At 65.4% G+C, this 23,495-nt stretch carries 19 protein-coding genes and 1 tRNA gene; 7 read left to right on the top strand and 13 right to left on the bottom strand.

Annotated elements, in window-relative coordinates:
- Window positions 1-55: 55 nt before the first annotated feature.
- The 7 genes from OO015_RS13140 to OO015_RS13110 all read right to left on the bottom strand — a co-directional run bounded on the left by OO015_RS13140 (window position 56) and on the right by OO015_RS13110 (window position 8,721).
- Window positions 56-2,401 carry an aerobic carbon-monoxide dehydrogenase large subunit gene (locus OO015_RS13140; RefSeq protein ID WP_265941893.1) on the bottom strand — a complete coding sequence of 782 codons (2,346 nt, stop codon included), beginning with the start codon at window positions 2,399-2,401 and terminating at the stop codon, window positions 56-58.
- 3 nt (window positions 2,402-2,404) lie between these two features.
- Complete coding sequence (locus OO015_RS13135) at window positions 2,405-2,905, bottom strand: (2Fe-2S)-binding protein (protein ID WP_265941891.1); 501 nt, start codon at window positions 2,903-2,905, stop codon at window positions 2,405-2,407.
- A gap of 11 nt (window positions 2,906-2,916) precedes the next feature.
- A complete protein-coding gene (locus OO015_RS13130; protein WP_265941889.1) occupies window positions 2,917-3,792 on the bottom strand; it encodes an FAD binding domain-containing protein in 876 nt (291 codons plus the stop codon).
- 353 nt (window positions 3,793-4,145) lie between these two features.
- The gene (locus OO015_RS13125; protein ID WP_265941887.1) at window positions 4,146-6,155 is read right to left on the bottom strand and encodes an alpha/beta hydrolase family protein; all 2,010 of its coding nucleotides are present in this window, start codon (window positions 6,153-6,155) and stop codon (window positions 4,146-4,148) included.
- Window positions 6,156-6,221: 66 nt separating this feature from the next.
- Window positions 6,222-6,821: a nucleotidyltransferase family protein gene (locus tag OO015_RS13120; protein WP_265941885.1), complete on the bottom strand. Its 600-nt coding sequence runs from the start codon at window positions 6,819-6,821 to the stop codon at window positions 6,222-6,224.
- A gap of 9 nt (window positions 6,822-6,830) precedes the next feature.
- Complete coding sequence (locus OO015_RS13115; protein WP_265941883.1) at window positions 6,831-7,472, bottom strand: response regulator; 642 nt, start codon at window positions 7,470-7,472, stop codon at window positions 6,831-6,833.
- A 7-nt stretch (window positions 7,473-7,479) separates the two neighbouring features.
- On the bottom strand, window positions 7,480-8,721 hold the full coding sequence (locus OO015_RS13110; RefSeq protein WP_265941880.1) for a GAF domain-containing sensor histidine kinase: 1,242 nt from the start codon (window positions 8,719-8,721) through the stop codon (window positions 7,480-7,482).
- Between the two features lie 104 nt (window positions 8,722-8,825).
- Here OO015_RS13110 and OO015_RS13105 point away from each other — a divergent pair, with 104 nt between their 5' ends.
- Both OO015_RS13105 and OO015_RS13100 read left to right on the top strand, forming a co-directional pair.
- Complete coding sequence (locus OO015_RS13105) at window positions 8,826-9,968, top strand: hypothetical protein (protein WP_265941878.1); 1,143 nt, start codon at window positions 8,826-8,828, stop codon at window positions 9,966-9,968.
- A 21-nt stretch (window positions 9,969-9,989) separates the two neighbouring features.
- A complete protein-coding gene (locus OO015_RS13100; protein WP_265941876.1) occupies window positions 9,990-11,090 on the top strand; it encodes a M24 family metallopeptidase in 1,101 nt (366 codons plus the stop codon).
- Here the strand turns inward: OO015_RS13100 and OO015_RS13095 are convergent.
- Window positions 11,087-13,411, bottom strand: a complete 2,325-nt coding sequence (locus tag OO015_RS13095; RefSeq protein WP_265941874.1) for a diguanylate cyclase — start codon at window positions 13,409-13,411, stop codon at window positions 11,087-11,089. The two genes, OO015_RS13100 and OO015_RS13095, sit on opposite strands and share 4 nt — an antisense overlap.
- A 58-nt stretch (window positions 13,412-13,469) precedes the next feature.
- Complete coding sequence (locus OO015_RS13090) at window positions 13,470-14,756, bottom strand: MFS transporter (protein WP_265941872.1); 1,287 nt, start codon at window positions 14,754-14,756, stop codon at window positions 13,470-13,472.
- A gap of 92 nt (window positions 14,757-14,848) precedes the next feature.
- Between OO015_RS13090 and OO015_RS13085 the strand changes: the two genes are divergently transcribed.
- Both OO015_RS13085 and OO015_RS13080 read left to right on the top strand, forming a co-directional pair.
- Window positions 14,849-15,307: a hypothetical protein gene (locus OO015_RS13085; protein ID WP_265941870.1), complete on the top strand. Its 459-nt coding sequence runs from the start codon at window positions 14,849-14,851 to the stop codon at window positions 15,305-15,307.
- A gap of 58 nt (window positions 15,308-15,365) precedes the next feature.
- A tRNA-Lys gene (locus tag OO015_RS13080) sits at window positions 15,366-15,441 on the top strand.
- Window positions 15,442-15,683: 242 nt separating this feature from the next.
- On the opposite strand, the gene OO015_RS13075 is transcribed toward OO015_RS13080, so the two are convergent.
- Both OO015_RS13075 and OO015_RS13070 read right to left on the bottom strand, forming a co-directional pair.
- Window positions 15,684-16,178, bottom strand: coding sequence for a DUF1641 domain-containing protein (locus tag OO015_RS13075; protein WP_265941868.1), 495 nt, complete (start codon window positions 16,176-16,178; stop codon window positions 15,684-15,686).
- 11 nt (window positions 16,179-16,189) lie between these two features.
- Window positions 16,190-17,344, bottom strand: coding sequence for an NAD(P)/FAD-dependent oxidoreductase (locus tag OO015_RS13070; RefSeq protein WP_265941866.1), 1,155 nt, complete (start codon window positions 17,342-17,344; stop codon window positions 16,190-16,192).
- 713 nt (window positions 17,345-18,057) lie between these two features.
- Between OO015_RS13070 and OO015_RS13065 the strand changes: the two genes are divergently transcribed.
- On the top strand, window positions 18,058-19,044 hold the full coding sequence (locus OO015_RS13065; protein WP_323053870.1) for a PCYCGC motif-containing (lipo)protein: 987 nt from the start codon (window positions 18,058-18,060) through the stop codon (window positions 19,042-19,044).
- A 13-nt stretch (window positions 19,045-19,057) separates the two neighbouring features.
- On the opposite strand, the gene OO015_RS13060 is transcribed toward OO015_RS13065, so the two are convergent.
- Both OO015_RS13060 and OO015_RS13055 read right to left on the bottom strand, forming a co-directional pair.
- Window positions 19,058-19,891, bottom strand: a complete 834-nt coding sequence (locus OO015_RS13060; protein ID WP_265941864.1) for a DegV family protein — start codon at window positions 19,889-19,891, stop codon at window positions 19,058-19,060.
- Between the two features lie 3 nt (window positions 19,892-19,894).
- Window positions 19,895-20,539 (bottom strand): glycerol-3-phosphate acyltransferase, encoded by a 645-nt coding sequence (locus OO015_RS13055; protein WP_265941862.1) that lies wholly within the window; start codon window positions 20,537-20,539, stop codon window positions 19,895-19,897.
- A gap of 105 nt (window positions 20,540-20,644) precedes the next feature.
- Between OO015_RS13055 and OO015_RS13050 the strand changes: the two genes are divergently transcribed.
- Window positions 20,645-22,225, top strand: coding sequence for a DAK2 domain-containing protein (locus OO015_RS13050; RefSeq protein WP_265941859.1), 1,581 nt, complete (start codon window positions 20,645-20,647; stop codon window positions 22,223-22,225).
- A gap of 345 nt (window positions 22,226-22,570) precedes the next feature.
- Window positions 22,571-23,491, top strand: a complete 921-nt coding sequence (locus OO015_RS13045) for a carbohydrate ABC transporter permease (protein WP_265941857.1) — start codon at window positions 22,571-22,573, stop codon at window positions 23,489-23,491.
- The last annotated feature ends 4 nt before the right edge of the window (window positions 23,492-23,495 follow it).

Here is a 23,495-nt window from a genome sequence, read left to right as displayed (position 1 = left end):
CCGGGTGACAGAGGAAGAGCCGGGCCGGGTTATGTCCGGCCCGGCTCTGACCCCCTCACTCGGCCACACCCTTCTCCTGCAGGATGCGGTAGAGCTTCGCCGGAGTGATCGGAATATCGATGTGCCGGACACCGAGGTGGCTCAGTGCATCGACCACCGCGTTCACGATCGCCGGCGGCGCACCGATCGTCGGGCTTTCGCCGACTCCCTTGGCACCGAGCGGGTGATGCGGCGAGGGCGTGACCGTCTTGTCCGTCTTCCAGTGCGGTGTCTCGACCGCAGTCGGCAGGAGATAGTCCATGAAGGTACCAGTGAGCATCGTCCCGTTGTCGTCGTACACGATCTCCTCGAAGAGCGCCGGGGCCATCCCCATCGTCAGCCCGCCATGAATTTGCCCCTCGACGATCATCGGGTTGATGATCGTCCCGCAGTCGTCGACGGCCAGGAACTCGCGGATCTTCACCTGACCGGTTCCCCGGTCGATATCGACGACGCAGACGTAGGCCCCGAACGGGAAGGTCAGGTTGGGCGGATCGTAGTAGCACTCCGCTTCGAGACCCGGCTCGAGGCCGAGCGGGAAGTTGGTATAGGCAGCGAAGGCGATCTCCTGCATCGTCTTGTAGCGATCGGGCGCACCCTTGACGCGGAACGCATAGTCCTTCCACTCCAGATCGTCCGGGCTGACCTCGAGGAGATGTGCTGCGATGAGCCGCGCCTTCTCGCGGATCTTCCGGGCCGCCACCGCGGTCGCCGCACCAGCGGTCGGTGTGCTCCGGCTCGCGTAGGTACCCAGGCCGTAGGGAGCCGTGTCGGTATCGCCGTGCTCGACGGTGATGTATTCGACCGGGATACCGAGCTCCTCCGCAACGATCTGGGCGAACGTCGTCTCGTGTCCTTGCCCTTGTGTTTGCACGCCGATCCGCACGATCACCGCACCGGTCGGATGGACCCGGATCTCGGCACTGTCGAACATCTTGATGCCGAGGATATCGAAGGTATGTGACGGCCCCGCCCCGACGATCTCGGTGAAGGTCGAAATTCCGATCCCCATCAACTCGCCGCGGGCCCGACGCTCGGCTTGCTCACGTCGCAGCTCCTGGTAGCCGATCGCGTCCAGCGCCTTCTGGAGCGCCGCCGGATAGTTGCCACTGTCGTACTCCCAGCCGGTCGGCGACTTGTACGGGAACTGGTGCGGCTGGATAAAGTTCTTGAAACGGATCTCGGCCGGATCCATACCCAGCTCGTCGGCCAGGATATCGACCATGCGCTCGATCGTATGCACCGCCTCGGTCACGCGGAACGAGCAGCGATAGGCGACACCCCCCGGCGGCTTGGTGGTGTACACCCCATCGACTTCGATGTGAGCCGCTTCCATGTCGTACGAGCCGGTACAGACGCTGAAGAGACCGGCTGGGAAGCGGGAGGGGTTGGCTGCTGCATCGAAGGCACCGTGATCGGCCACGACCTTCACGCGGAGCGCCCGGATCTTCCCGTCTCGATTCGCTGCCAGCTCAGCGTGAATGTGGTAGTCGCGAGCGAACGAGTCGGCCTGCAGGTTCTCCGAGCGATCCTCGATCCACTTGATCGGCTTCTTGTGCTTGAGCGTCGCGTAGGTCGCAATGACGTAGCCGGGATAGACCGGCACCTTGCCACCGAAGCCACCGCCGATGTCGGGCGAGATCACGCGGATCTTGTGCTCGGGGATCCCGGTCACGAGCGAGAAGACCGTGCGGTGCGCGTGCGGCGCTTGCGAGGTCATCCAGATCGTCAGCTTGTCGGTTGCCGGGTCATAGTTGGCGACACAGCCGCAGGTCTCGATCGAGGCAACGTGGATCCGGGGGATAGAGAGGTCCTGGGCGACGACAACTTCAGCTTCTTGGAAGACTCGGTCGGTCTTTTCCTTGTCGCCGGCCTCCCAGTGCCAGATGTGGTTGGTCTTCTGCTCGCGATCGGGCCGGACGAGCGGCGCATCGGGCTTGAGCGCCTCGAAGGGATCCAGGACCGGCGGTAACGGCTCGTACTCCACCTCTACCGCGAGGACCGCATCGGCCGCCGTGTACCGATCGGTGGCGATCACCGCAGCGACTTCCTGGGCGTAGTACACCACCCGGTCGGTCGGCAGCACCATCTGCCGGTCACCCATCAGCGTCGGCATCCAGGCGAGGTTCGCCTTGGCCAGCTCTTCCCCGGTGATCACGTCGATGACGCCCGGCATGGCCAACGCCTTGGACACGTCGATCCGTTTGATGCGAGCATGGGCATACGGACTCCGCACGATGTCCATGTAGAGCATGCCAGGAAGCTTGATGTCGTCGACGTAGGTTCCCTTGCCGCGGATGAAACGTGGATCTTCCTTCCGCTTGACCGGTACACCGATCCCTCGGACTGCAGTCGCCGTCATGGCTCACGCTCCTCCCACGCCTGCAGCGGTTCGCTCGCGCATCTTGCGGGCCGCATACTGGATCGCCTTCACGATGTTGACGTAGCCGGTGCAACGGCAAAGATTGCCAGAGATCGCTTTGCGGATTTCCTCCTCCGTCGGGTCGGGGTTCTCCTGGAGAAACGCGACCGCCGTCATCATCATGCCGGGCGTGCAGAAGCCGCACTGGAGGCCGTGCTCTTCCCAGAACCCTTCCTGCACCGGATGGAGCTGCCCGTCCTGCTCCAATCCCTCGACGGTCAGGATCTCCGTCCCGTCAGCCTGGACAGCGAAGACCGTACAGGATTTCACCGGCCGACCGTTCCAGATCACCGTGCAGGCACCGCAGCTGGTGGTATCGCAACCGATGTGCGTACCGGTGAGATCGAGCACGTCGCGGATGAAGTGGACAAGCAGGAGACGCGGTTCCACCTCGGCTGTATACGTCCGACCGTTAACTGTGACCTGAATCGGTAGCTTCTCCATGCTCTGCCTCCTTACGCGCTGGCTCGCGCCCGCTCGAGCGCCCGACGCAACGCTCGAAGGGTCATCGTCCGAGCGACCGCTCGCTTGTACTCGGCTGGACCACGCAGATCGCTCACCGGATCGGTCGCCTGCGCCGCGAGTTCAGCCGCCTGGCGGAACAGCTCCTCGCTCGGCGTTTGGCCGATGAGCACACGCTCGGCATCGACTGCCCGGAGCGGCTTGTACGCGAGGTTGGTGAGCCCGATCCCCGCCTGTGCGATCCGGCCCGCCTCGTCGAGCGCGAGGAAGACCGCAGCAGCAGCGATCGCATAGTCGCCCACCTTGCGCTCGAACTTGAGATAGGCTCCACCGGAGCGCGGCGGTGGGGCCGGAATGCGGATTTCGGTGAGAATCTCGTCCGGCTGGAGTACCGTCACGAACGTGTCGACGAAGAAGTCATCGATCGAGATGACGCGTTCACCGCTCGGTCCCCGGGCGACGACCTGAGCACGCAGTGCCAGCATCGTTGCGGGGTGATCGTTGGCGGGATCACCGTGCGCGAGGTTCCCACCGACCGTCGCCAGATTCCGCACCAGTGGGTCGGCGATCACCTCCGCGGTATCGTGGAGGATCGGATAGCGCGCGCGGACGAGCGCTGAGCGCTCCAACGCCGATTCGCGCACCAGGGCGCCGATCCGGAGAACGCCGTCCCGTTCTTCGATGAAATCGAGTCCCGGCACGCGGTTGATATCCACGATATAGCTCGGTTCGGCGAGACGGAACTTCATCATCGGAATGAGACTCTGTCCGCCGCTGAGTACTTTGGCATCCGTCCCGAGCTGCGCGAGAAGCCCGATCGCCTCATCGAGCGACTCGGCACGACGGTACCGGAAGGGTCCAGGTATCATGGCTCCGCTCCTTTCGTCACGAGCGAGCGCACGCTCATCGGATGACCAGAAGCCAGTAAACCGTTCCCACGCTACGCACCCGCGCTGTATCCGCGTGAGTCGCTCTCCTGCAGTCGTGGATCACCGTCTCAGCTGGAGAGTCTACCGAGCGTGGGTTGCTCGAGAAACCACCGAGTCGGAGGATCCATTCCCCTCCGTTCGGAGGGGATCATCCTCCAGATGGAGGGGACGTCGCTGGAATACGGACGGAAGGATACCAGCCAGTGTACCGTAGTACCACGTGTACGTAGACGGTACGAACCTCCATCTCGAGCGTATGGAGGGCGGAGGGCCGATCGAGGCGCGTGCTCGCTCTACCGTTCCGGAGCACTCTCGGCCTGCATGCCAGCGCCGACTGGCTCGGTCGCTCCTGCCAGCTCGGACTGCTGACGCTCCCGCTCGGGTGCGGGAAAATCGAGCCGCTCGGCGAACCACCTGAGCAGGCGCGTCAAGAGATCCCGCTGATGCTGGCGTTCCTCGAAACCGTGCTTCTCGCGCGGGTAGGTGACGAGCTGGCAGGGTTTGCCGAGCAACTGCAGCGCTCGAAAGAACTGGATGCTCTCGCACACGCTCACCCGCTGGTCCTCTTCGCCATGGACGATCAGGATCGGCGTCGTCACACGCGACACGAAGCGGATCGGTGAGCGCTCCCAGTACGCGTCAGGATCCTCCGACGGTGTCCGCTCGAAGTAGGAGAGGTTCGCTGACGGGATATCGCCGAGGTTGTTGTCGCTCACCAGATTGCAGAGCCCAGCGCCCATAAAGGCGGCCCGGAACCGGTCGGTCTGCGTGATCGTCCACGCCGTCAGGTAGCCACCCCAACTCCAGCCGGCGACGCCGAGCCGGGCTGGGTCGGCGATACCGCGCTCGACCAGCGATTCGACACCGCGCACGACATCGCGGTACTCGCCGCCCCCCACGTCGCCGAACAAGGCATTGATCCACGCGGTGCCGCGACCGGTGCTACCACGCGGGTTCGGAAGCAGCACCGCACAGCCACGCGTCGCCAGCGGTTGTGCCCAATCGTGCCACGACGCCGCGAACTCGTTCGCCCACAGGCTGGTCGGCCCGCCATGGATCTGTACGACGAGTGGAAGCCGCTCCCGGTCGGACTCGTCGCGCGGCATGACCAGCAGTCCCTGCACGACCACGCCAGGATCGCTTTCCCACTCGATGAGCCGGACGGGACACAGCTTCCGTTCGATCTCCGGGTGGAGGTTCGTAAGGCGTTGCAACCCAGCTGCCTCCTCCGGGACCTCAAGGGATATGTCGTGCGGGGTGCGCCAAGCCCACACGTCCGGTACATGCTCCCCGTCCGACCACACACCGGCCCACCGGCTGCCGTCCGCGCTCCCGCTCACCGCTCCGTGCCAGCTCCCGGTCACGCGCGGACAGAGCAGCGCCCGCTCACCTCCCCAGTCGAGCCGATAGACGCGCGCATCCACCCCTTCGTAGGCGACCACCACCAGCGCCTGCCCGCCCGCGAGGCTTCCGAGAGACTCGACCGTCCCCTCGTAGCCAGGCGTCAGGCATTCCGGCTCGCCACCCTCGATCCGGCGCCGGAACACGTATTCGCCGTGCACTACACGCCCGGCCGGACCACGGTAGGCCAACCATTCGCCGTCCGCCGACCACACGAGATCCTCCGCCAGACCACGCAATCGGAAGAGTTCGCGATAGTCCCCACTCTCGATATCGACGACCGCCACCGCCGTCTCACGGTACAGGTCGTCGACCCGCGGCGACCAGCTCACCGCGAGCGCCACACGCTGCCCGTCCGGAGCCCAGGCGTACTCCCAGACCTGCACCCGCTCCGGCGTCACGACACGGGCTTCCTTAGTACTCGGATTCAGGAGCCACAACCGCTGGAACTTCCAGTCGCTCTCCCAGACATGCGCATCGTCCCGTTGCTCGCGCCGTCGACGCTCCTCGTCGGTCTCCGGCTCCACCATCAGGAACGAGAGGAAACGACCGTCCGGCGACCACTCGAGTCCGCTGATCTCCCCGGTCTGGTCGCACACCCGTATCGCCTCGCCACCGTCACGCGGCATCACGTAAACGCTGAACTTCCCGCGCTCAGCGCGATCGGACAGAAACGCGAGTTGCCACCCGTCCGGCGACCAACGCGGTTCACGATCGTCCCAAAGACCGCTCGTGAACTGCCAAGGCACACCGCCAGCGAACGGCACCACCCAGATCGCGCTCTCCCAGTGCTCCCCCTCGCGGCTCACCGGTCGCACGACATACGCCACGAGTTCGCCGTCTGGCGAGATCCGGACATCGGACGGTCGCCGCATCGTCACCAGTTCCTCGACAGTCAGCACCGTGCTCGCTCCACCCTCCACCGAACCAACCCCCTCATCGCACACCGACGGGATATGTCGTCGGCATCAGCCGCTCCGCACCAGCGCCTCGTAGTCCTCCGGCGTGTCGATGTCCCGCGGCATCACCGCGTCCGCCTCGACCAAGTGCACCAGGGACCGGTACCGATCGACCAGTTTCCAGGCTGCCTTCTCACCCCGCAGTGCACCCAGCTCAGCGAACAGCGACGCGGCGAACAGTAGCGGATGCCCTTCGCCATCGCGATACCGCACCGCGACGATCGGTGCGCGCGTCCGCTCCCACTCCGCGACCACCCGCTCGATCGTCTCCGCTCGCATCCCAGGCTGGTCGCCCAGCACGACCACCACCGCATCCAGCTCCTCACCAGCGAGCACCGCAAGTCCGCGACGGTACGACGCAGCGCAGCCTTCACCGGTTTCCTCGGGAAACACGACCTGCGCGCACGCCAGGCGCGCGCCTTCCCGCACACCCAGCCGCTCAGCGACGTCGCGCCGCAACACAACGGCGACCACCGTCAGACTCCGCACCCGGCAGACTTCCTGGACGACCGCTTCGACGAGCGGCTGGCCATGCCACGGCAGCAACTGCTTGGGTCTACCGAACCGCTCCGATCGCCCACCGGCCAGCACGATCGCGCCGATCCGCACACTCCCCCCTCAGTTGAGCCAGCCGCGCCGGTTCGCGATCATCACTGCCTCCAGCCGGTTCCGCGCCCCCAACCGGCGCAACACTTCCTGCACGTACCCTTTCACCGTGTTCTCGCTCAGGAACAACCGTTCCGCGATCTGCTTGTTCGAGAGCCCCTGCGCCATCAAGCGCAGAACCGAATACTGGTGAGGCGAGAGCGGAACGTCACCGGCCGACTCCCGGTTCCGCAAACGCTCGACCACCGCTGTCGCCACGCGAGGATCGAGCACCGCCTCACCCCGGGCAACCGCTTTCAGGCTCTGCTTGAGATCGAAGTGCACGATATCCTTGAGCACGTACCCTTGCGCTCCCGCCAGGAGACAGCGGTAGACGAGTTCGTCCTCACCGAACGCGCTCAAGACGAGGATCCGCGTTTCCGGAACGCGTTCGCGGATCAGCCGGCAGACGTCGTCGCCCTGCATCGACGGCAAACGGACATCGACGATCACCACGTCTGGCCGAACCATGTCGACCATGGCGACCCCGCTCGGCCCATCGGCTGCCTCGCCGACGACTGCGAACTCCGGATCACCCTCCAGGATGTGGCGCAGCCCGCTCCGGACGATTTCATGATCGTCGATGATCGCGATCCGCAGGACACGTCCGCTCATGCTCGGATCACTCCCACCTCGGCTCCGCTGGAATCACGACCCGGACGACGAACCCGCCGTCCTCACCGTTGTAGGCTTCGAACGATCCACCGACCGACTCCGCCCGCCGTCGCATCGAACGCAAGCCCAGGTGCGTCGAGTGCGTCTCGACCTCACGCAGCACCACGGGATCGATACCGCGCCCGTTGTCCTGCACGACGAGCGTCACGGACTGTTCGGTGAAGTGGACGCTCACGATCGCCAGATCGGCCCCCGAATGCCGACGGACATTCGTCAGTGCCTCCCGAGCGATCAACACGATCGTGTCCTCCAGCGCATGAGGTAACCGGCGTGGCTTTCCCTCGATAACCAGCTCGACTTGCAAGTTTTCGCACCGGTATGCCTCGACGAGTCGACTCAGCTCGTCGACCAGCTCGCGGCCCATCACCGGCACCACTGCGAGGTCGTAGACCACTCGTCGGACTTCGGCTGCACCCCGCGCTGCGAGTTCGCGGATCCGATCCAAGCTGCGCAGCACCGGTTCCGGTAGACCGGGCTGTTCTCGGCACCAGACCGCCTCGATGCCGATACCGAACATGATCTGGGCGACCCGATCGTGCAGCTCGGCAGCGATCCGGTTGCGCTCTTGATGGAGCAATGCCTCGACCCGTGCCGCGTCCAACTGCGCGTGGAGCTGCTGGAGATCTGCGATCATCTGGCGCTGGCGCTCGTAGAGCCGTGCGTTCTCGATGGCGACCGCGACCTGATTGGCGAACGTGCTCAAGAGTCGCTCGTGACTACTGTCGTACCCACCTGGACGATTCGCCACACCGATCATTCCGATCGTCTGCTCGCGCACCTTGAGTGGGACACCCAGGAACGTCTCCACGAGTGGATGCCCCCTTGGTGCACCACGGTGCAATGGATCGTTGCGCACGTCGTTCGAGATATTCGGTCTTCCTTCGAGAATGACGACTCCGAAAATCGTCCGACGGATCGGAATCTTCCGGAACCGCTCGTAAAAGTCCGGTCGATCCGGCACGAAGCCACGGATCGCTGCGACATCCATCGTCTCCGGGCCATCCACCAGCCCGACGAAACCGAAGGTCGATGCCGTCAAGGCGAGGCAGTACTCCAGTGCGCGGTCCATCACCGCACCCAGCTCGCGGAGCCCAGCGATCTCGACGGAGATGGCATAGAGCGATTCGAGCTGCGCCTGCCAATCGTCCCGCTCAGTAACGACGACCTGATCCGCCACGGGTTCGGTCATCGGACACCTCCGGCAGGCGCAGTGTACCATGACAATGCGATCGTCCTCGCCTCGCACGGTGCGGCGATCTCCACAGTGGAGGAAGTGGAGGAGGAAGCGGGTCGATGTCAGCCGCCGATTGGCTCCGCGAGCGTCTCGCCGACCAGCCCCTGGTCGATCACTACTGCACCCCACCGGATCGCCTCGATCAGCGGCTCCCTGTCGGCTTTCTCGCGCGCTGCTTCGCCCCCGATGCTCCAGCAACAGGCCAGGACGCTCATTACCTGGTTTCCTACCGCCTGGCGCTCCGCTGGCTCGCCGACCTCCTGGACTGTGACCCAGTCGAACCCGCCGTACTGGAAGCGCGCGCGTCACGCTCGCCCGAGGCCTATGCGCGGCTCCTGGCCGACGATGCCCGGCTCGGGCCGCTCTGTTGCCTCGATCCCGAGCAGGAACACGTTTATCGACCGGGCGAATGGGCAGCCATCGTCGAACGCCCGGTCGCCACACTGGTTCCCGTCGAGTCGCTCGCCGAACGGATGCTCCCGCACTGCACGACCTGGGACGAGTTCCGGACGCTCTTTGCCCAAACACTCGCCGAGGCGATCGGCCGCGGCGCACGTGGTTTGGCGAGCGATTTTCCCTTCCGTACCTCGCTCGCCATCCAGCCGATCGACGTCGCAACCGCCGAACGCTCGTTCCACGAGGTGCGAGCGGAAATCGACACGGGAACGTTCGAGCGCCTCGCCCACCGGCGCCTGCTCTACGCCGTGTTCTGGATCGCGCTCGAAGTCGCGGCGGAACTGAACGTCCCGCTGCATATCACGATCGGGAGCAGCCACACCCGCGACCCACACAGCGACGACCCCGCGCTCCTGCGACCCGTGTTCGACGAGCCGCGCTACCAGCACGTCCCGATCGTGCTCGTCGGCTACGCGCGCTTCCATCCGCACATCGTCGCGCTCGTTCGCGAGTATCCGCACGCGTATCTCGCACCTGGCCCAGCGTTTCTCGCTGAACCGGCAGCCGCCAGCGACATACTCCGCCAACTTCTGGCCAGTGTGCCGACGACGAGAGTGCTCGCCTCCACTGGGGGATCGTTCCTGCCCGAGCGGCAATGGTTCGTCGCCCGCCTCTGGCGTTCCGCGCTCATCCGCGCGCTCGGAACCTTGGTCGACGAGGGCTTTTCGACACCGGCCGAGGCCGAGACCGACGCGAGCCTCGTCCTCGCTGGCAACGCGCACCGTCTCTACCGGTTTCCGGCATGACGATCGACCGAGGTGAGACCGATGAACATCGAACTCGCTCAACGCCTCGCCCGCTTGCGGACTACGCTCGACGAGCACCAGATCGACGTCGCTCTCATCGGCCCCTCGGCCGACTTCCGGTATCTCACCTGCCGGCGAGCTGGTGAGAGCGAGCGGCTGATCGCGCTCATCGTGCCCCAGGCAGGAGACTGTACGCTCCTGGTCCCCGAACTCGAGGCACCCAAGTTCGCCGATTGCGCGTTTTGCCAGCTCCACCGTTGGCGGGACGGTGACGACCCCATCGACCTCCTGGCCAGGACGCTGCTCGACCTGGGGGCGAAGACGGTCGGAGTCAACGACGAGTTCCGAGCTGGCTTCTTGCTCCCGCTGCAGGAACGCCTCTCTGGCCGGCGTTTCACGCGTGTCGGCCCGCTCCTCGCCCGACTGCGCATCACGAAGAGTCCGGCCGAATTGGCACTCCTCCGCGAAGCCATCGCCCGTGTGGACGCAGCCTGGGCTCGCTTCTGCGCAGAAGGCCGCCTCGTCGGACACACCGAACGGCAAGTTGCTCGACAACTGAGCGATTTCCTCCTCGAGGAAGGTCTCGAGGCGGTGGCGTTCTGTATCGTCGCGAGTGGCCCGAACGCCGCCTCGCCGCACCATGAGCCGGGTGACCGGATCATTCAGGACGGTGACCCGGTCGTCATCGATATCGGCGGCCCCTATCAGGGCTACTACGCCGACATGACTCGTACCCCAGTTGCCGGCACGCTGCGTGACAGCGATTTTGCAGCCGCCTACGAGGCGGTGCTCGAGGCACAACAAGCAGCCTTCGCTGCCATGCGCCCCGGCGTCGCCTGCGAGGAGATCGATCGGATCGCGCGCGACGTACTCGCCACCCATGGGCTCGCCGAGGCGTTCACGCACCGCCTCGGGCACGGCCTCGGGCTGAGCGTCCACGAACCACCGTATCTCGTCGGCGGGAACCGGGAACCCCTCCGCCCTGGCATGGTGGTGACGGACGAGCCCGGCGTCTATCTACCGGGGCGCTGGGGCGTGCGCATCGAGGACGTCGTCGTCATTACCGAAGACGGAGCCGAACGGCTGACGCGCTCGCCGCACGAGTTCCTCGAATTACCCTAAGCCTGGCTCGGCCCTTCACCAGCGACGATGACCGCGTTTCCACCGCGACGCTTGGCGACGTACAGCGCCTCGTCCGCTGCATGGAGGAGCGCTTCTGGTGTGTCGCCATGCAGCGGATAACCGGCAACACCGAGGGAGATCGTCAAGGTGACACGCTGCCCACGGATCTCAAACGGGGAACTCGCTATTGTCTGCCGGAGCCGCTCAGCGATCTCGTGCGCCTTCGAGAGGTCGACTCCTGGGAGCACGACCGCGAACTCGTCACCCCCGTAACGCGCCACCAGATCGCTCGGTCGGAGCGATCGTGCCAACCGCTCGGCGATCGCCTGGAGGACGGCATCACCGAAGAGGTGCCCCCGCGAATCGTTGAGCGGCTTGAAGTTGTCGAAGTCGATCAACAGGACGCTCACTGCCTCGACATGCCGGTCGCGGAGAACGCGACGCAGATGTTCCTCGAGTGCCCGGCGATTCGGCAGCCCGGTCAGCGGATCGCTCAGCGCCTGGCGCTCGAGCTGCTCGGTCAACTCCACCTGCCGCATCAGAAGCTCCAGATGCACCGCTATGTTCATGGCCAGGCGGAGGTCCTCCTGGTCGAGGCGATGCCCGCGTCGGCTCTCGATATTGAGCACCCCGATCGGCTCACCGTTCCGGCGCAGGACAGCTACCACCTCGCTCTCCATCTGGAGATCGGGTTGCGGCACGAAATAGTCGGGATCCTGCAGGACGTCGACGACCAGCTGAGCGCGATTTTCGCGTACCGCCCGCCCGGTCACCCCGCGGTCCGCTCGCCACTCGTTGTAGGTCAAGCCACCCTCGACGCGCACCGCCCGACCGATGAAGCGCGTTTTGTCGCTGCTCAGCAAGGCGAGCCCGACCAGTGCGTAGCCGAACTCGCGCTGGAGGCGCTCCGCCACCATCTGGAAGGCTGCCTCCAGATCGCGTTCCTCGGAGACCATCCGGGTCAGATCGTGCAGCAACTCCAGTTCCATCAACCGGCGCCGCTCGAGCGTGACGTCGTCCAAGACCAGCTGGACCTGCGGTTCCCACTGGACACGGTCACCCGGCAACTCGACGATCCGGGCATGGAATTCGACGATCCGGAGCCGCTTGTCGAACGACAGCAATGGGACGACCCTCTCGACTGGGGGAGCTCCGATCGGGCGCTGGACCCACTCGTCCCAAGGAAGCGGGGCGAGCGTGCGCACCGATTCCGGCAATCGCAGACCGCGCAACCGCTCGGGCCGCTCGTACCCGAGCAACCGAGCCGCCGCACCATTTGCGAGACGGACCGTGCCATCCAGACTGCACAGCAGGACACCGACCGGCTCTTCTTCGACGAGCGTGCGGTAGAGAATCTGGTTCTGCAGGATCTCGCGCCGCGTGTCCGCGATTTTCCAGGCCACCGCTAGGGCCTCGGCTGCTGCATCGTACAGCTGCAGGTCAGCACGGTCGAAGTCCGCGAGTTGTGCGAGGTAAACCGAGAGCAGGGCTACGATCTGCCCGGCACGCCGGACCGGCACCACCACCCCTGCTTCGAGGTCGAGGCTGCGGCGAACCTCGGGGCTCGTCAGCAGTCGCTCGTCAGTAGACGTCTCCCGCATGTCGACCGGCTCGAGAACTGACTCCAAGATCCGCCGGACGAGTGCGCTCGCCCTGCCACGGGACCGTGCTTCGATTTCCTGAATGAAGAACGCGGGAAGACCGACCGCACCGTCGTTGAGGAGGGAGTTGGTCTCCCAGTCGACTCGCCAGACGGCCAGCGCTGGAACGCCCAGAATAGGCTGGAGCAGCTCCAGGCTCCGAGTCAGCCACTCCGGCGTCAACTCCGCGAGCAGGGTGAGGTCGGACTCGACCTGGCGCAGCGCACTCAGTCTGATTTGGAGTCGGCGCTCGCGACCGACTCCTTCCGCGAGGACCGAGCGAGCGAGCGCGAAGACTCGCTCGAGATCGATCGCGGTGATCGGCTCGTAGAGGACGGCGCCGCAGCCGGCTGCAAGAAACTCAGGCGTCGTTCCCGTCCCACCGGAAACGAGCGCAACGAAAAAGCGCCCGAGCTGGACAGCCCGTGACACGTCGAACGGGCGCTGCCGAAGCAGCGCAGCATCCACCAGCACGACCGTCGGCCGCACGGCCGGTTCCTCGAGCAGCGTGCTGGCCCAGTCTCCCGATGCCTGGACGTGCTCCACACCGAGCGCACGCGCCAGACGCACCAGTGCTGCCCTTCGTACCGGGTCACGATCGACCAGCACGACATCGATATCGTCCCAGCGTGCCATCGCGACCTCGCTTACCCGGTCCTTCTCACCGAATCGTACTCGCATCCTACTTGACCGTTCGTCAGTGCGCAGTAGGACTTTCTTCTCAATTGGAACGCAACAGTCATTCCACAGCCGGATGGGCAGTCGCCCGCTCGGCAGATGCTCCATCCGGTGCCACCTCGGCGAGTTCCTCGCCGGCGTAACGCCAGAGTTCCGCACCCCACCAGCGGGAAGCCAGTGCCACGCCGATGCAGCCGATGCCGCCGAGCACCATGGCACCCGCCGGTCCGATCAGGCTGGCGAGGATACCCGATTGGAACTGCCCGAGGCGTGGTCCGCCGGTGCTGAAGACCGACGCGAGCGCCCCGACACGCCCCCGATAGGCATCTGGCGTCGCCAGCTGGCGGACCGTCTGCCGCAGCGCCATGCTGACGGCATCCAGCGCGCCGGAAAGCGCAAGCAGGGCGAGCGACAACCAGAACCAGCGGCTCAGTCCGAACGCCGCCAGTGTAGCCCCGTACCCGACCACCACCCAGACGACCACCCGTCCGGGCCGATGGGGCACCGGAGCCAGTGCGAACAGCGCTGCACCCACGATGGCCCCGACGCTCGGCGCAGCGTAGAGCAGCCCGAGACCATCGGGCCCGACACCGAGCACATCGCGCGCGAAGACCGGCAGCAGTCCCGTCGTCGAGGCCAGGGCGACAGCGAAGAAGTCGAGCAGCATGAGCTGCCAGAGGATCGGCCGGCCCCTCACGAAGACGAGTCCGTCGAGAAACGCTTCCCAGCCTCGCCGCTCGGGCCGGGGTACTGGAATGTCGCGGCGCATCGCCAGGAGCGCTGCCACGACTGCGAGATAGCTCAGGGCATCGGCCCAGAAGGCCGCCGCGACACCGACCCGCGCGATCACCACGCCTCCGAGCGCTGGCCCGACCACCGCTGCGACGTCCCAGGCGAGCACGTTGAGCGTCAGCGCATTGGCGAGCCGCTCGCGCGGAACGAGCGCTGGGATGAGCGCCTGACGCGCTGGTGAGTCGAAGGCCATCGCCGCCGCCGACGCAAAGGCGAGGGCATAGAGGAGCGGCAGCGCTGTCCAACCGAGGCTCACGGAGACAGCGAGGATGCCCAGGAGGAGCGCTGCGGTCGACTGGGTGACGAGCAGGAGTTTGCGCCGGTCGACCTGATCGGCCAGCGTCCCACCGAAGAGCGAGAGGACGATGGTCGGAATCGCTCGTGCTAGGGCGATGCCACCCAGCTGGGCTGGCGAACCGGTCAGGTCGTACACCAGCCAGCTCAACGCGACGGTCTGCATCTGCGTGCCGAGCATCGAGACGAATTGTCCAGCCCAGAGCAGACGAAAATCGCGGAAGCGCAGGGCTGCCAGCGCCTCCGTCCACTGTCGGCGCACGCCCGTCCTCCCGTCCGATGGTCACCACCTGCTGCGGCAGCCAGCGCAGCAGGCACGATGCTACACTCGGTGCAGGATGCGAGGAGGTACCTGTGCGCCCCCCGCTTTGGCGAGCGATCATCTATGGTAGTTTCGGAGCGCTGGTCACCGCTGGACTGATCGGCATCCCCACGGCACTCATCCCGAACCCGCTCTTCAGCCGGATGATCCTGCCTGATACCATCGATTACGTCATCTTCGCCGCCACCGTCGTGCTCGTCGCTGCGCTCGCCGCCACCTATGCCTGGCCATCAGCTTGTCCGCTGCCGCAAGGTCGGACGACACTGGGTACCGTCGCGACGTACTTCGCGGTTGGCTGTCCGGTTTGCAACAAGCTCGTCCTACTCCTGCTCGGCACCAGCGGCGCACTCCAATGGTTCGCGCCGATCCAGCCGCTGCTCGGGGTGCTCGGCCTCGGCTTGCTGGCATGGGCACTCGCGGTCCGGGTCCGTGCCGTGCGCTTGCGGGGGCGGTCCGTCGCTCCGGTGGACACCGTCGAGCGGCCAGCCTGACCGGCACGCTTGCATACCGCACCAGCCGTGGATATACTTGGCATGGTGAGCGAAGCGTGGGCCGCTAGCTCAACTGGTAGAGCAGCTGACTCTTAATCAGCGGGTTGGGGGTTCGAGTCCCTCGCGGCCTACCAGAGAAAACCGCGAAACGACGCGAAACCGACACGGCGGCCGGGAGGCGAGTCCGGCCGCTTTTCGTCTGTGCGGAGTGTGGTCAGCGTGTGGTCAGTGTGGTCAGGCGGAGACGCCGAACGCGCATTCCCCCTCGAAAGGATCCCGCTGTTTCGTCTGTGCCAGCGATCTGCAGACTCTGTGGTTATCCGCTCCGTTATTCCCACCCGAGTGACAGGCGGTCATCCGACTGAAGCATCGTTTCTCAGTGCCCCGGCGTCCGCGGCAGCGGTGCAACCGAGTCGCCGGTCACACCGCGCTGTGCCCGCAGGACTGCCACCAGCAGCTCCAGCGCTGCTGCCACCTCCGGACTACGCAGGAGATCGAGCGCCTCACGGACGCTCAGCCGATCGGCACGTCGCTTGAAACGTGGATAGGCTTCGTTCATCACCGCCGGTGCACGCATCGCGAGATCGAAGAACGGCTCGTAGCGGAGCTGGCTGAGCAGGCCGAGGAGCATCATGGCGTTCGCGACCATACCCATGAGTTCCGGCCGATTGATCGCACTGAATGTCTCGTCGAATTCCTCCAATACCGCATTGATCCCAGCCAGCAGCCCGCTGGATGCCAACCGATCGATCAGCTCTATGCACTGTTCGAGAGCATCCACGCTGGCTACGAGACGCGCAAGTAGACGTTCCAGACGCTCCCTCTCGTCCGGTGTCCATTCCATTGCCGTCAGAGACACATCATCAGCCATTCCCGACCCTCTCATTCCCCAAAGAGATTTGCGAACCAGTACCGCTCGAACCCGACCTTCACAGCACGGAATGCTCGCATCCCGCCGAGGAGACGACAGTCCGGATAGGGAGCACGCCCGTAGAGCTTGTCCGTGAAGTTGCACCAGACGGCTGCTCCCATGTACCCGGTGTCCATGACGCAGATACCGACCATGTTGTAGAGTTCACCGAGATACGCGCCGCGCTCACGATCGATGATCTGGCTGACGACATGCTCCGCCTGAAAGTGGGCGAAGACCCCCGCCATACCCAGTCCGATGGTCGGGGCTACCACATCGCCGATCCCCCAGACATTGCTGAAGCGCGGTGACTGCATCGAAGGAAGCGCGACATCCATGTACCCCTCGCTCGCAGCGAGCGGGGAATTGCGAACCGCTTCGGGCGGCTGATGATGGGGCACCACGATCGCAAGATCGTACTCCAGCTCTCGCCCATCCCGTGCCACGATCGTCCGACGCTCACGGTCATGACGGTCGCAAACAAAACCTCCCTCGAAATGCACGTCGAAATCGTTGAGAAACCGGCGGAACCCTTCCACCATTTGCGGACCGAACGTCTCCATCGGCTCGTTCCAGGGGTGGAAAACCGTGATCTGCGTCCGTCCCGCGATACCACGCTGCTCCGCCAAATACTTCATCATGAACGCGACCTCGAACGGCGCCGGCGGGCAGCGATAGGGCCAGGACAGCGGTCCCACCACAACCCGGCCACCCGAGAAGTGACGAAGGCGCTCGCGCAAGGCCAGTGCGAAATCGAGCTCCCATGGGGCTTCGCACCCCTCGTTCTGACTATCCCACCGTAATTCTGATCCCAGCGCCACGATGAGGTAGTCGTACTCGAATGCTCCACGATCAGTCTCTACGACGTTGGCCTCGGGTCGAATCGAGGTGACCGTCGCCTGGACAACCCGTGTTCCATAACGTTGGCTGAGGAGACTCAAGGGACGCCGGATCGCGTCCGGTTCGCGCTTTCCTAGCGCAACCCAGAGATAGCTCGGTCGGAACTCGTGCCAAGGACTGCGGTCGATCAGCACGACCTCGAACTCGCCCGCTCTTCCCCACTTACCGAGTCGGCTGGCGGCAACCGCGCCGCCTGATCCGCCACCGAGAATGACCACCCGCTTCATCCGCACTCCCCCTACCCCTCCGAATTTCCCCGGGCGTTCCCGCCTTTTCTCTCTTCCGCTCTAGTGGAGAGCCAAAAGCGCACCGCAGACCACAACGAGCAATCACCGCACCGTGGCAGCGCCGATCGGTGCTGCCAGTTCAGCGCAGTGTTCGGCTCAAGACGGCACTCCTGCCGACTCACAAACTCTTCGACACGATCCGTATCCCACTGTGCCACCCCCGAAACGCTCGATCTCATCATAGCAGGGCTTCGTCAGAAGGGGCGTCGTGAGTAGAAGCATCTTTTGGATCTTCGGTCATCACGAGCAGAGCGTGCTCCCAGTCGGTCCCTCCACTCTTGTTTGGAACGACTGGATCGACCGTTCGAGAGGGTGACATCATGATGGACACGATGATCGCCTGTCTCGGCGCAATCCCACACGTGGCCGACTCCGTCGCGCTCCCTGCCCCCCTGCCACCCAGCGGTGTCTTCGCCCAGCAACGCTCGCGACGCGGAGTCCTTTCCCGGGGACATGAACCATCGCCTCGCCGATGGCTTCGGGTCAGGAGCGGTGGACGGCTCCCATGAAAAGATCGCCTTTCCACCCGAGCAAGCTGCTCAGCGGGCGACGGGAACGGCCTGTCCCCGACCGATCGGAGAAACTCTCGCGCCCGCTCGCTTCCTCCTGGCTCGCGGCGACGTGCGCGGCCCGAAGATCGGCACGGGCGACTTTTGTATGGACGGCGCCCTCTCGCTCGTTTCAGTCCGCGAGAGCGACTGTTCGGCGCCGCCGTTATCTGCCACGGGCGCAACCTGGATCCGATCGAGCGCGTCCAGTCCCTGCACTGCCCGCTTCTCGGTGTTTACGGTGAACTCGACCAGGCGGTGCCGCCGCGCGAGGTGGAACATCTCCGCGCTGCGCTCGCTGCTACAGGCATCGCGTTCGAGCTGCGCAGCTACCCCGGTGCACCGCACGCCTTCCTCGACGACACGCGCGAGTTACCGCCCCGAGACAGCGACCGATGCCCGACGGCGCGTGCTCGCGTTCTTGCGCCGGTACCTCGTCGGCGATCGGCCGAGCGATCGCTCGTTCGCGTTGGGCCAGGCTATCGACCGACTGGGCGCCTCGTCCGGCTGCCGCGACGACGCGTGACACGCGTCGGGATTTTCCCGTATCGTGACCGCCGGGTATCATGGCACACTGCACTCAGCGAATCGGCAGATACGCCGAGAGGTATGGGTGCGATGCCGACGCAGGGTTCGTTCTCTCGACGACGGTTCCTCATCGGGCTCACGATGCTCCCGCTGCTGGCTGCGTGCCAGCGACGCGCAGCACCGGACGAGAGCGAGGCCGTGCTCATCGCCTGGCCGAAGGAAGACCGCTGGCCGGCGGTCTTCTACCAGGCTTCGCCGGAGGCGCAAGAAGCCTATCGGTACGCTGTCACCCACCCGGAGATCTTGCAGTACTTCCCGTGCTACTGCGGCTGCGGCGAGTTCGGCCACCGGTCGGTGCTCGACTGTTCCGTCCGCGAGTTGCGACCGGACGGCTCGGTCGTACTCGGCGGCATGACGTTCGGCTGAGCGATCTGCATCGACATCACGCGTGACGTGATGCGGCTCACCCAGCAAGGTCGATCGCTCCGCGAGATCCGGGTGTACGTCGAGGAGCGGTACAGCAGTTTCGGTCCGGCGACCGACACCCCCTGGCCACCCGAGTGAGCGCTCCCCACCTTCACTCGGCATAGTAGGCCAGCCCGAGGAGTCCCGGTCCGGTGTTGAGTGCCATCGCCGCAGTGAACGGGGCGATGTACTGCTCGACCACGCGAAAGCGGCTCGCGACCTCCTGCGCGAGGTACTCGGCTTCCGTACGAGCACCGGCCTCCAGCACGGCCACGTGAACCGGTCGATCATCGACATCCCGCTCCATCCGCCGCAACATCGCCTCAATCGCTCGTGGGCGCGTGCGGACTCGTTCGAGCGAGACGATCTTGCCGTCTTGCAACGTCAAAATTGGCTTGAATTGGAGGACGTCGACCGCAAGCTGCGCTAACCACGGTGCCCGGCCACTGCGAACCAGATAGGTGACAGTCTCTAGAACCGCGAAGAAGCGGAGACGCGGTCTGAGTGCCTCGACTCGCTGGACGACAGCGGCGAGATCCGACCCCTGCTCGGCCAGCCGTGCTGCCTCGAGGACCAAGAACCCCTCCGCCATGGTCGCTACCCGGCTGTCGATCACGACGATCGGCACCCCGGACACCATCGACGCCGCGGCGGACGCCGCCTGGTAGACCCCGGTAACCCCCGACGAGACGTGGATCGACACGATCCCGTCCACCCGCGCGGCGAGGTCCCGGTACACCTCGAGGAACTCACCGACCGCTGGCTGCGAGGTGGTGACGATCTCACCGGTATCGAGCCAGGCGAACGCTTCTTCCGGGGTGACATCGATCCCGTCCCGGTAAATACGATCACCCCGAACGATCCGTACCGGCACCACCCGGATGCCGTAGCGCTCGACGAGTTCGCCCGGCAAGCATGCGATGCTGTCCGTCACGATCCCGAGCATCGCTCATTCGTCCTCCGGCTCCGGCGGCCAGCGTTCCTCGTCCCGGTCGTACCAGAACCGTCGCCACAACACCGCTCGGCGTGCAGTAGGATCCCGTGGGAGCGGTCGCCGGTTCGCTTCCAACCGCTTCACGATGGTCACGACGAGCATGCCGAGTGTGCCACGAAAGAGTGCATCCGACGCGCCAGTCAGCAGGACGATGCCCGGCAACGCCGTCAGCCCGAGCAGTGCCGCGACCGGTGTCCTGCGGAGAAGGCGCCCGATCCCGAGCGCGAGGAGGACGAGCACCGCTCCCAACGGGTACACGATCGCGAGCATGCCGAGGAACGGACTCAAGCCTCTTCCGCCCCGGAAGCCAAGCCAGAGCGACCAGTTATGGCCGATGACTGCTGCCAGCCCACAGGCGACAGCGAGGTCGGAGCTTCCACCGAGCTGGTGCGGGAGATAGGTCGCGACGCCGCCTTTGGTCACATCGACGAGACCGACCGGGACGACTGCCCAGCGAGCGACCACGTAGTAGACGCCGGAACCACTCACCGTCGGCGCCCTCTCGCGCAGGTCGATGCCCGCCAGGAGATACGCGGCGATCTGCGCGGTAGGGAACGACCCGATGAGATACGCGACGAGGAGCAGCGTCACGGTCTCCATCGCGCCCCTCCACGATACTTTCGAGTATAGGACGGAACGCACGCTCAGCCGATGAACCGTTGGTACAATCGCGACACACGACAGCAGAGCAGTGATACGAGCTCGATGGACGAAGTGACGCGGCACCGGCAGGAAGCCGAAACGGAACGGATTCGGGCAGTCTGGCACGAACACGATTTCCTCGGTGCACTCGAGGCGGCCGTGACCGCGCTCGGTGAGCACGCTGCCTACCTCGATGCCACGAACGTCTTCCCGGTCGCCGACCGCGATACCGGCACGAACCTGCTCCTCACCGCCCAGGCAGCCCTGCGCAGCGCGCGTGCTGCTGCCGGAAACGGCCTCGGCGCAGTGGCTCGCGCAGCGGCCGACGCCGCACTGCGGGCTGCTCATGGCAATTCGGGTGTCATCCTGAGCCAGTTCTTCCGCGCCCTCGCGGAAACGGTCGTTGAACGCGATCAGCTCGACGCTGCAGCACTGGCGACTGCCCTGTCCCGGGCTGACGCGCTCGCCCGTCGTGCGCTCCTGCAGCCAGTCGAGGGCACGATGATCACGGTGTTACGGGCCGCAGCCGAGGCAGCCCAGCACGCCGCGGCAAAGGGCTCGACATTGCCCGAGCTCCTGCGGCACGTCCGCACTGCGGCGATCGAGGCGGTCACGCGCACCCCGGAGTACTTACCGATCCTCCGGGAACGAGGCGTCGTCGATTCCGGTGCCCAGGGCCTGGCCGTGCTCTTCGACGCCTGGGCAGCCTGGGCCGAGGCAACCGCACCGCAGCTCCAGCCTCGGCCAGCACCCCTCGTCACGTTCCCGCTCGATGGACAGGGGTCCTGCGTCAACGTGCTCCTCGAAACGACGGGCATCAGTGCAGAGCGCCTCGCCGAGGAACTGGCCCAGCTCGGCGATTCGGTCGAGATCGTCGGCGGCACGCCGTTCGTCCGCATCCACCTTCACGCTGAAGAGCCGGATCGAGCACTCCAGACCCTCCAGCGCTTCGGTCGGCTGCTCTCCGTCGTCATCGACGACCTCGCGGGATCGCCGCCCTCTCTGACGCTCAGCGAACCGAGGAAGCGCGCCCTGCTCGTCCTTTCGCCAGCGCCCCGCATCGTGACGCTCGCCCACCGGCTCGGCGCACTCGGCGTCGCCACGACGGAGCGGCGCAACCTGCTCGAGACCCTCACACAGGAGATCGCGGCACTGCCGGTCGAGCACCTCACGGTCCTTCCCGGCAGCCGGGCTGATTGGGAGCTGGCTCGCGCACTCGTCGAGCGCCTCCAGCGGCCACGGATCGAAGCCCTGCCGGTCCGCTCGCTCGCTGCGCAGCTGGTCGTGCTGCTCTTGCACAGTGACGGAAACGGAGAGACCGCGGGAGACCAGAGCGCGGTCGCCGAGACACTGACACGCTTGCGGACCGCGAATATCGAGCAAGCGAGCAACGGCGAGTGGGTGGCGCTGACCCCTGAGGCGGAGAGCGAGCGTGTACGTGGGGAAGATCTCGCCGCCGTCCTGCTCCGTACCCTCGCTCTGCTCGGTGCCGAGCGCGCCGAGTCGTGCACGGTCGTGGTAGGCGAGCACGGACCGCGCGTCGCACCCCTCCGTCAGGCGATCGCTGCTCGCTGGCCGCATCTCCCCGTCGAGTGGTTCTGGGGTCACCAGCCAGCTCCAGCCCTCTCGCTCGCCCTCGAGTGAACGCTTGTGCCGGGAGCTGCCTTGCTCGCGCGACCACGCTCGCTCGGGCCGCTCCAGCGACCGTTGGCCAGTCGGCAGACGAACCGGCAAGGAGCCTTCTCATCGACTTCAGCAATGCGACACTCGAGTGACGGTCGCTCGTGCGGCCCCTGCCTCTACTCGACGATGGCCCGTACTTCATGGGCACAGCGCACCTCTGTTGCTCCAGCACGACATCGAGGCGAACGCGGGTTGTTGACAGGGCACACTGAGACTGTTAACCTAGAAGCGGCTCATCGGACCACCGCACCCTCGAACGAACAGGTCACACGAAGGGAAGTGGGAGAAAGGAGCGGGACGGCCCAGATGGTCTCGACTGCAGTTCCGCGTGTGACTGCGTACCGCAGGGTTGCGAGACGGATCAGTTGGGAATTCTGGTTACTCCTGCCGGCGACGGTCTACATTTTTCTTTTGATCGGTTTCCCCCTTCTCCTTTCGATCTACTACAGCCTCAGTCATATCTCGGTCGGCCGGCGCGATTTGTCCTTTGCCGGCCTCAGCAATTTCCGCGCCATCTTGAGCGACCAGGTGTTCCAACAGGCCTTGCGGAACACAGTCCTCATTACCGTCGTCGTGCTGGTGGCCGTCCTGGTGCTCTCGACGATCCTCGCGACTGCGCTGGCTGAACGCTTCCCGGGCAAGCCAGTGGTCCGCTACTTGCTGCTGCTTCCCTGGGCCTCGCCCGTGGTGATGAGCACGATCGCCTGGAAATGGATCTTCGATTCGCAGTACTCGGTCATCAACTGGGTAGCCCGCCGCCTCCACATTATCGGTCCATACGAATTTCCGCAGTGGCTCGGAGTCCCGAGCCTGGCCATCATCTCGATCATCGTCGTGCAAGTTTGGCGCATTCTTCCGTTCGCGACGGTGATCACGCTCGCTGGGATGAGCGCCGTGCCGCGTGAGCTGATCGAGGCAGCACTCGTCGACGGCGCTGGGTTCTTCACCCGACTGTTCCGCATCACCTTGCCGCTCGTACGACCGATCCTGGGCGTGGCGATCCTTTTCACCGCGCTCTTCACGTTCACGGACATGGCTGTGGTCTGGATCTTGACGCGCGGGGGGCCCTATAACATGAGCCACGTGCTTTCCAGCTGGGCGTTCCAGGTCGGCATCGTGGCTGGCGATCTGGCGCAAGGTGCCGCCATCGCGCTCTTCATGCTCCCGGTTCTCGCTCTGATCGCGATCTGGGTCCTGCGCCTGTCGCATCGGGAGGTGACCGAGTGACTGC

Source organism: Thermomicrobium sp. 4228-Ro (assembly GCF_026241205.1).
Classification (GTDB): Bacteria; Chloroflexota; Chloroflexia; order Thermomicrobiales; family Thermomicrobiaceae; genus Thermomicrobium.
The sequence above is the reverse complement of the archived record's forward strand: the minus strand, read 5'-3'. Positions and strand labels throughout refer to the sequence as shown.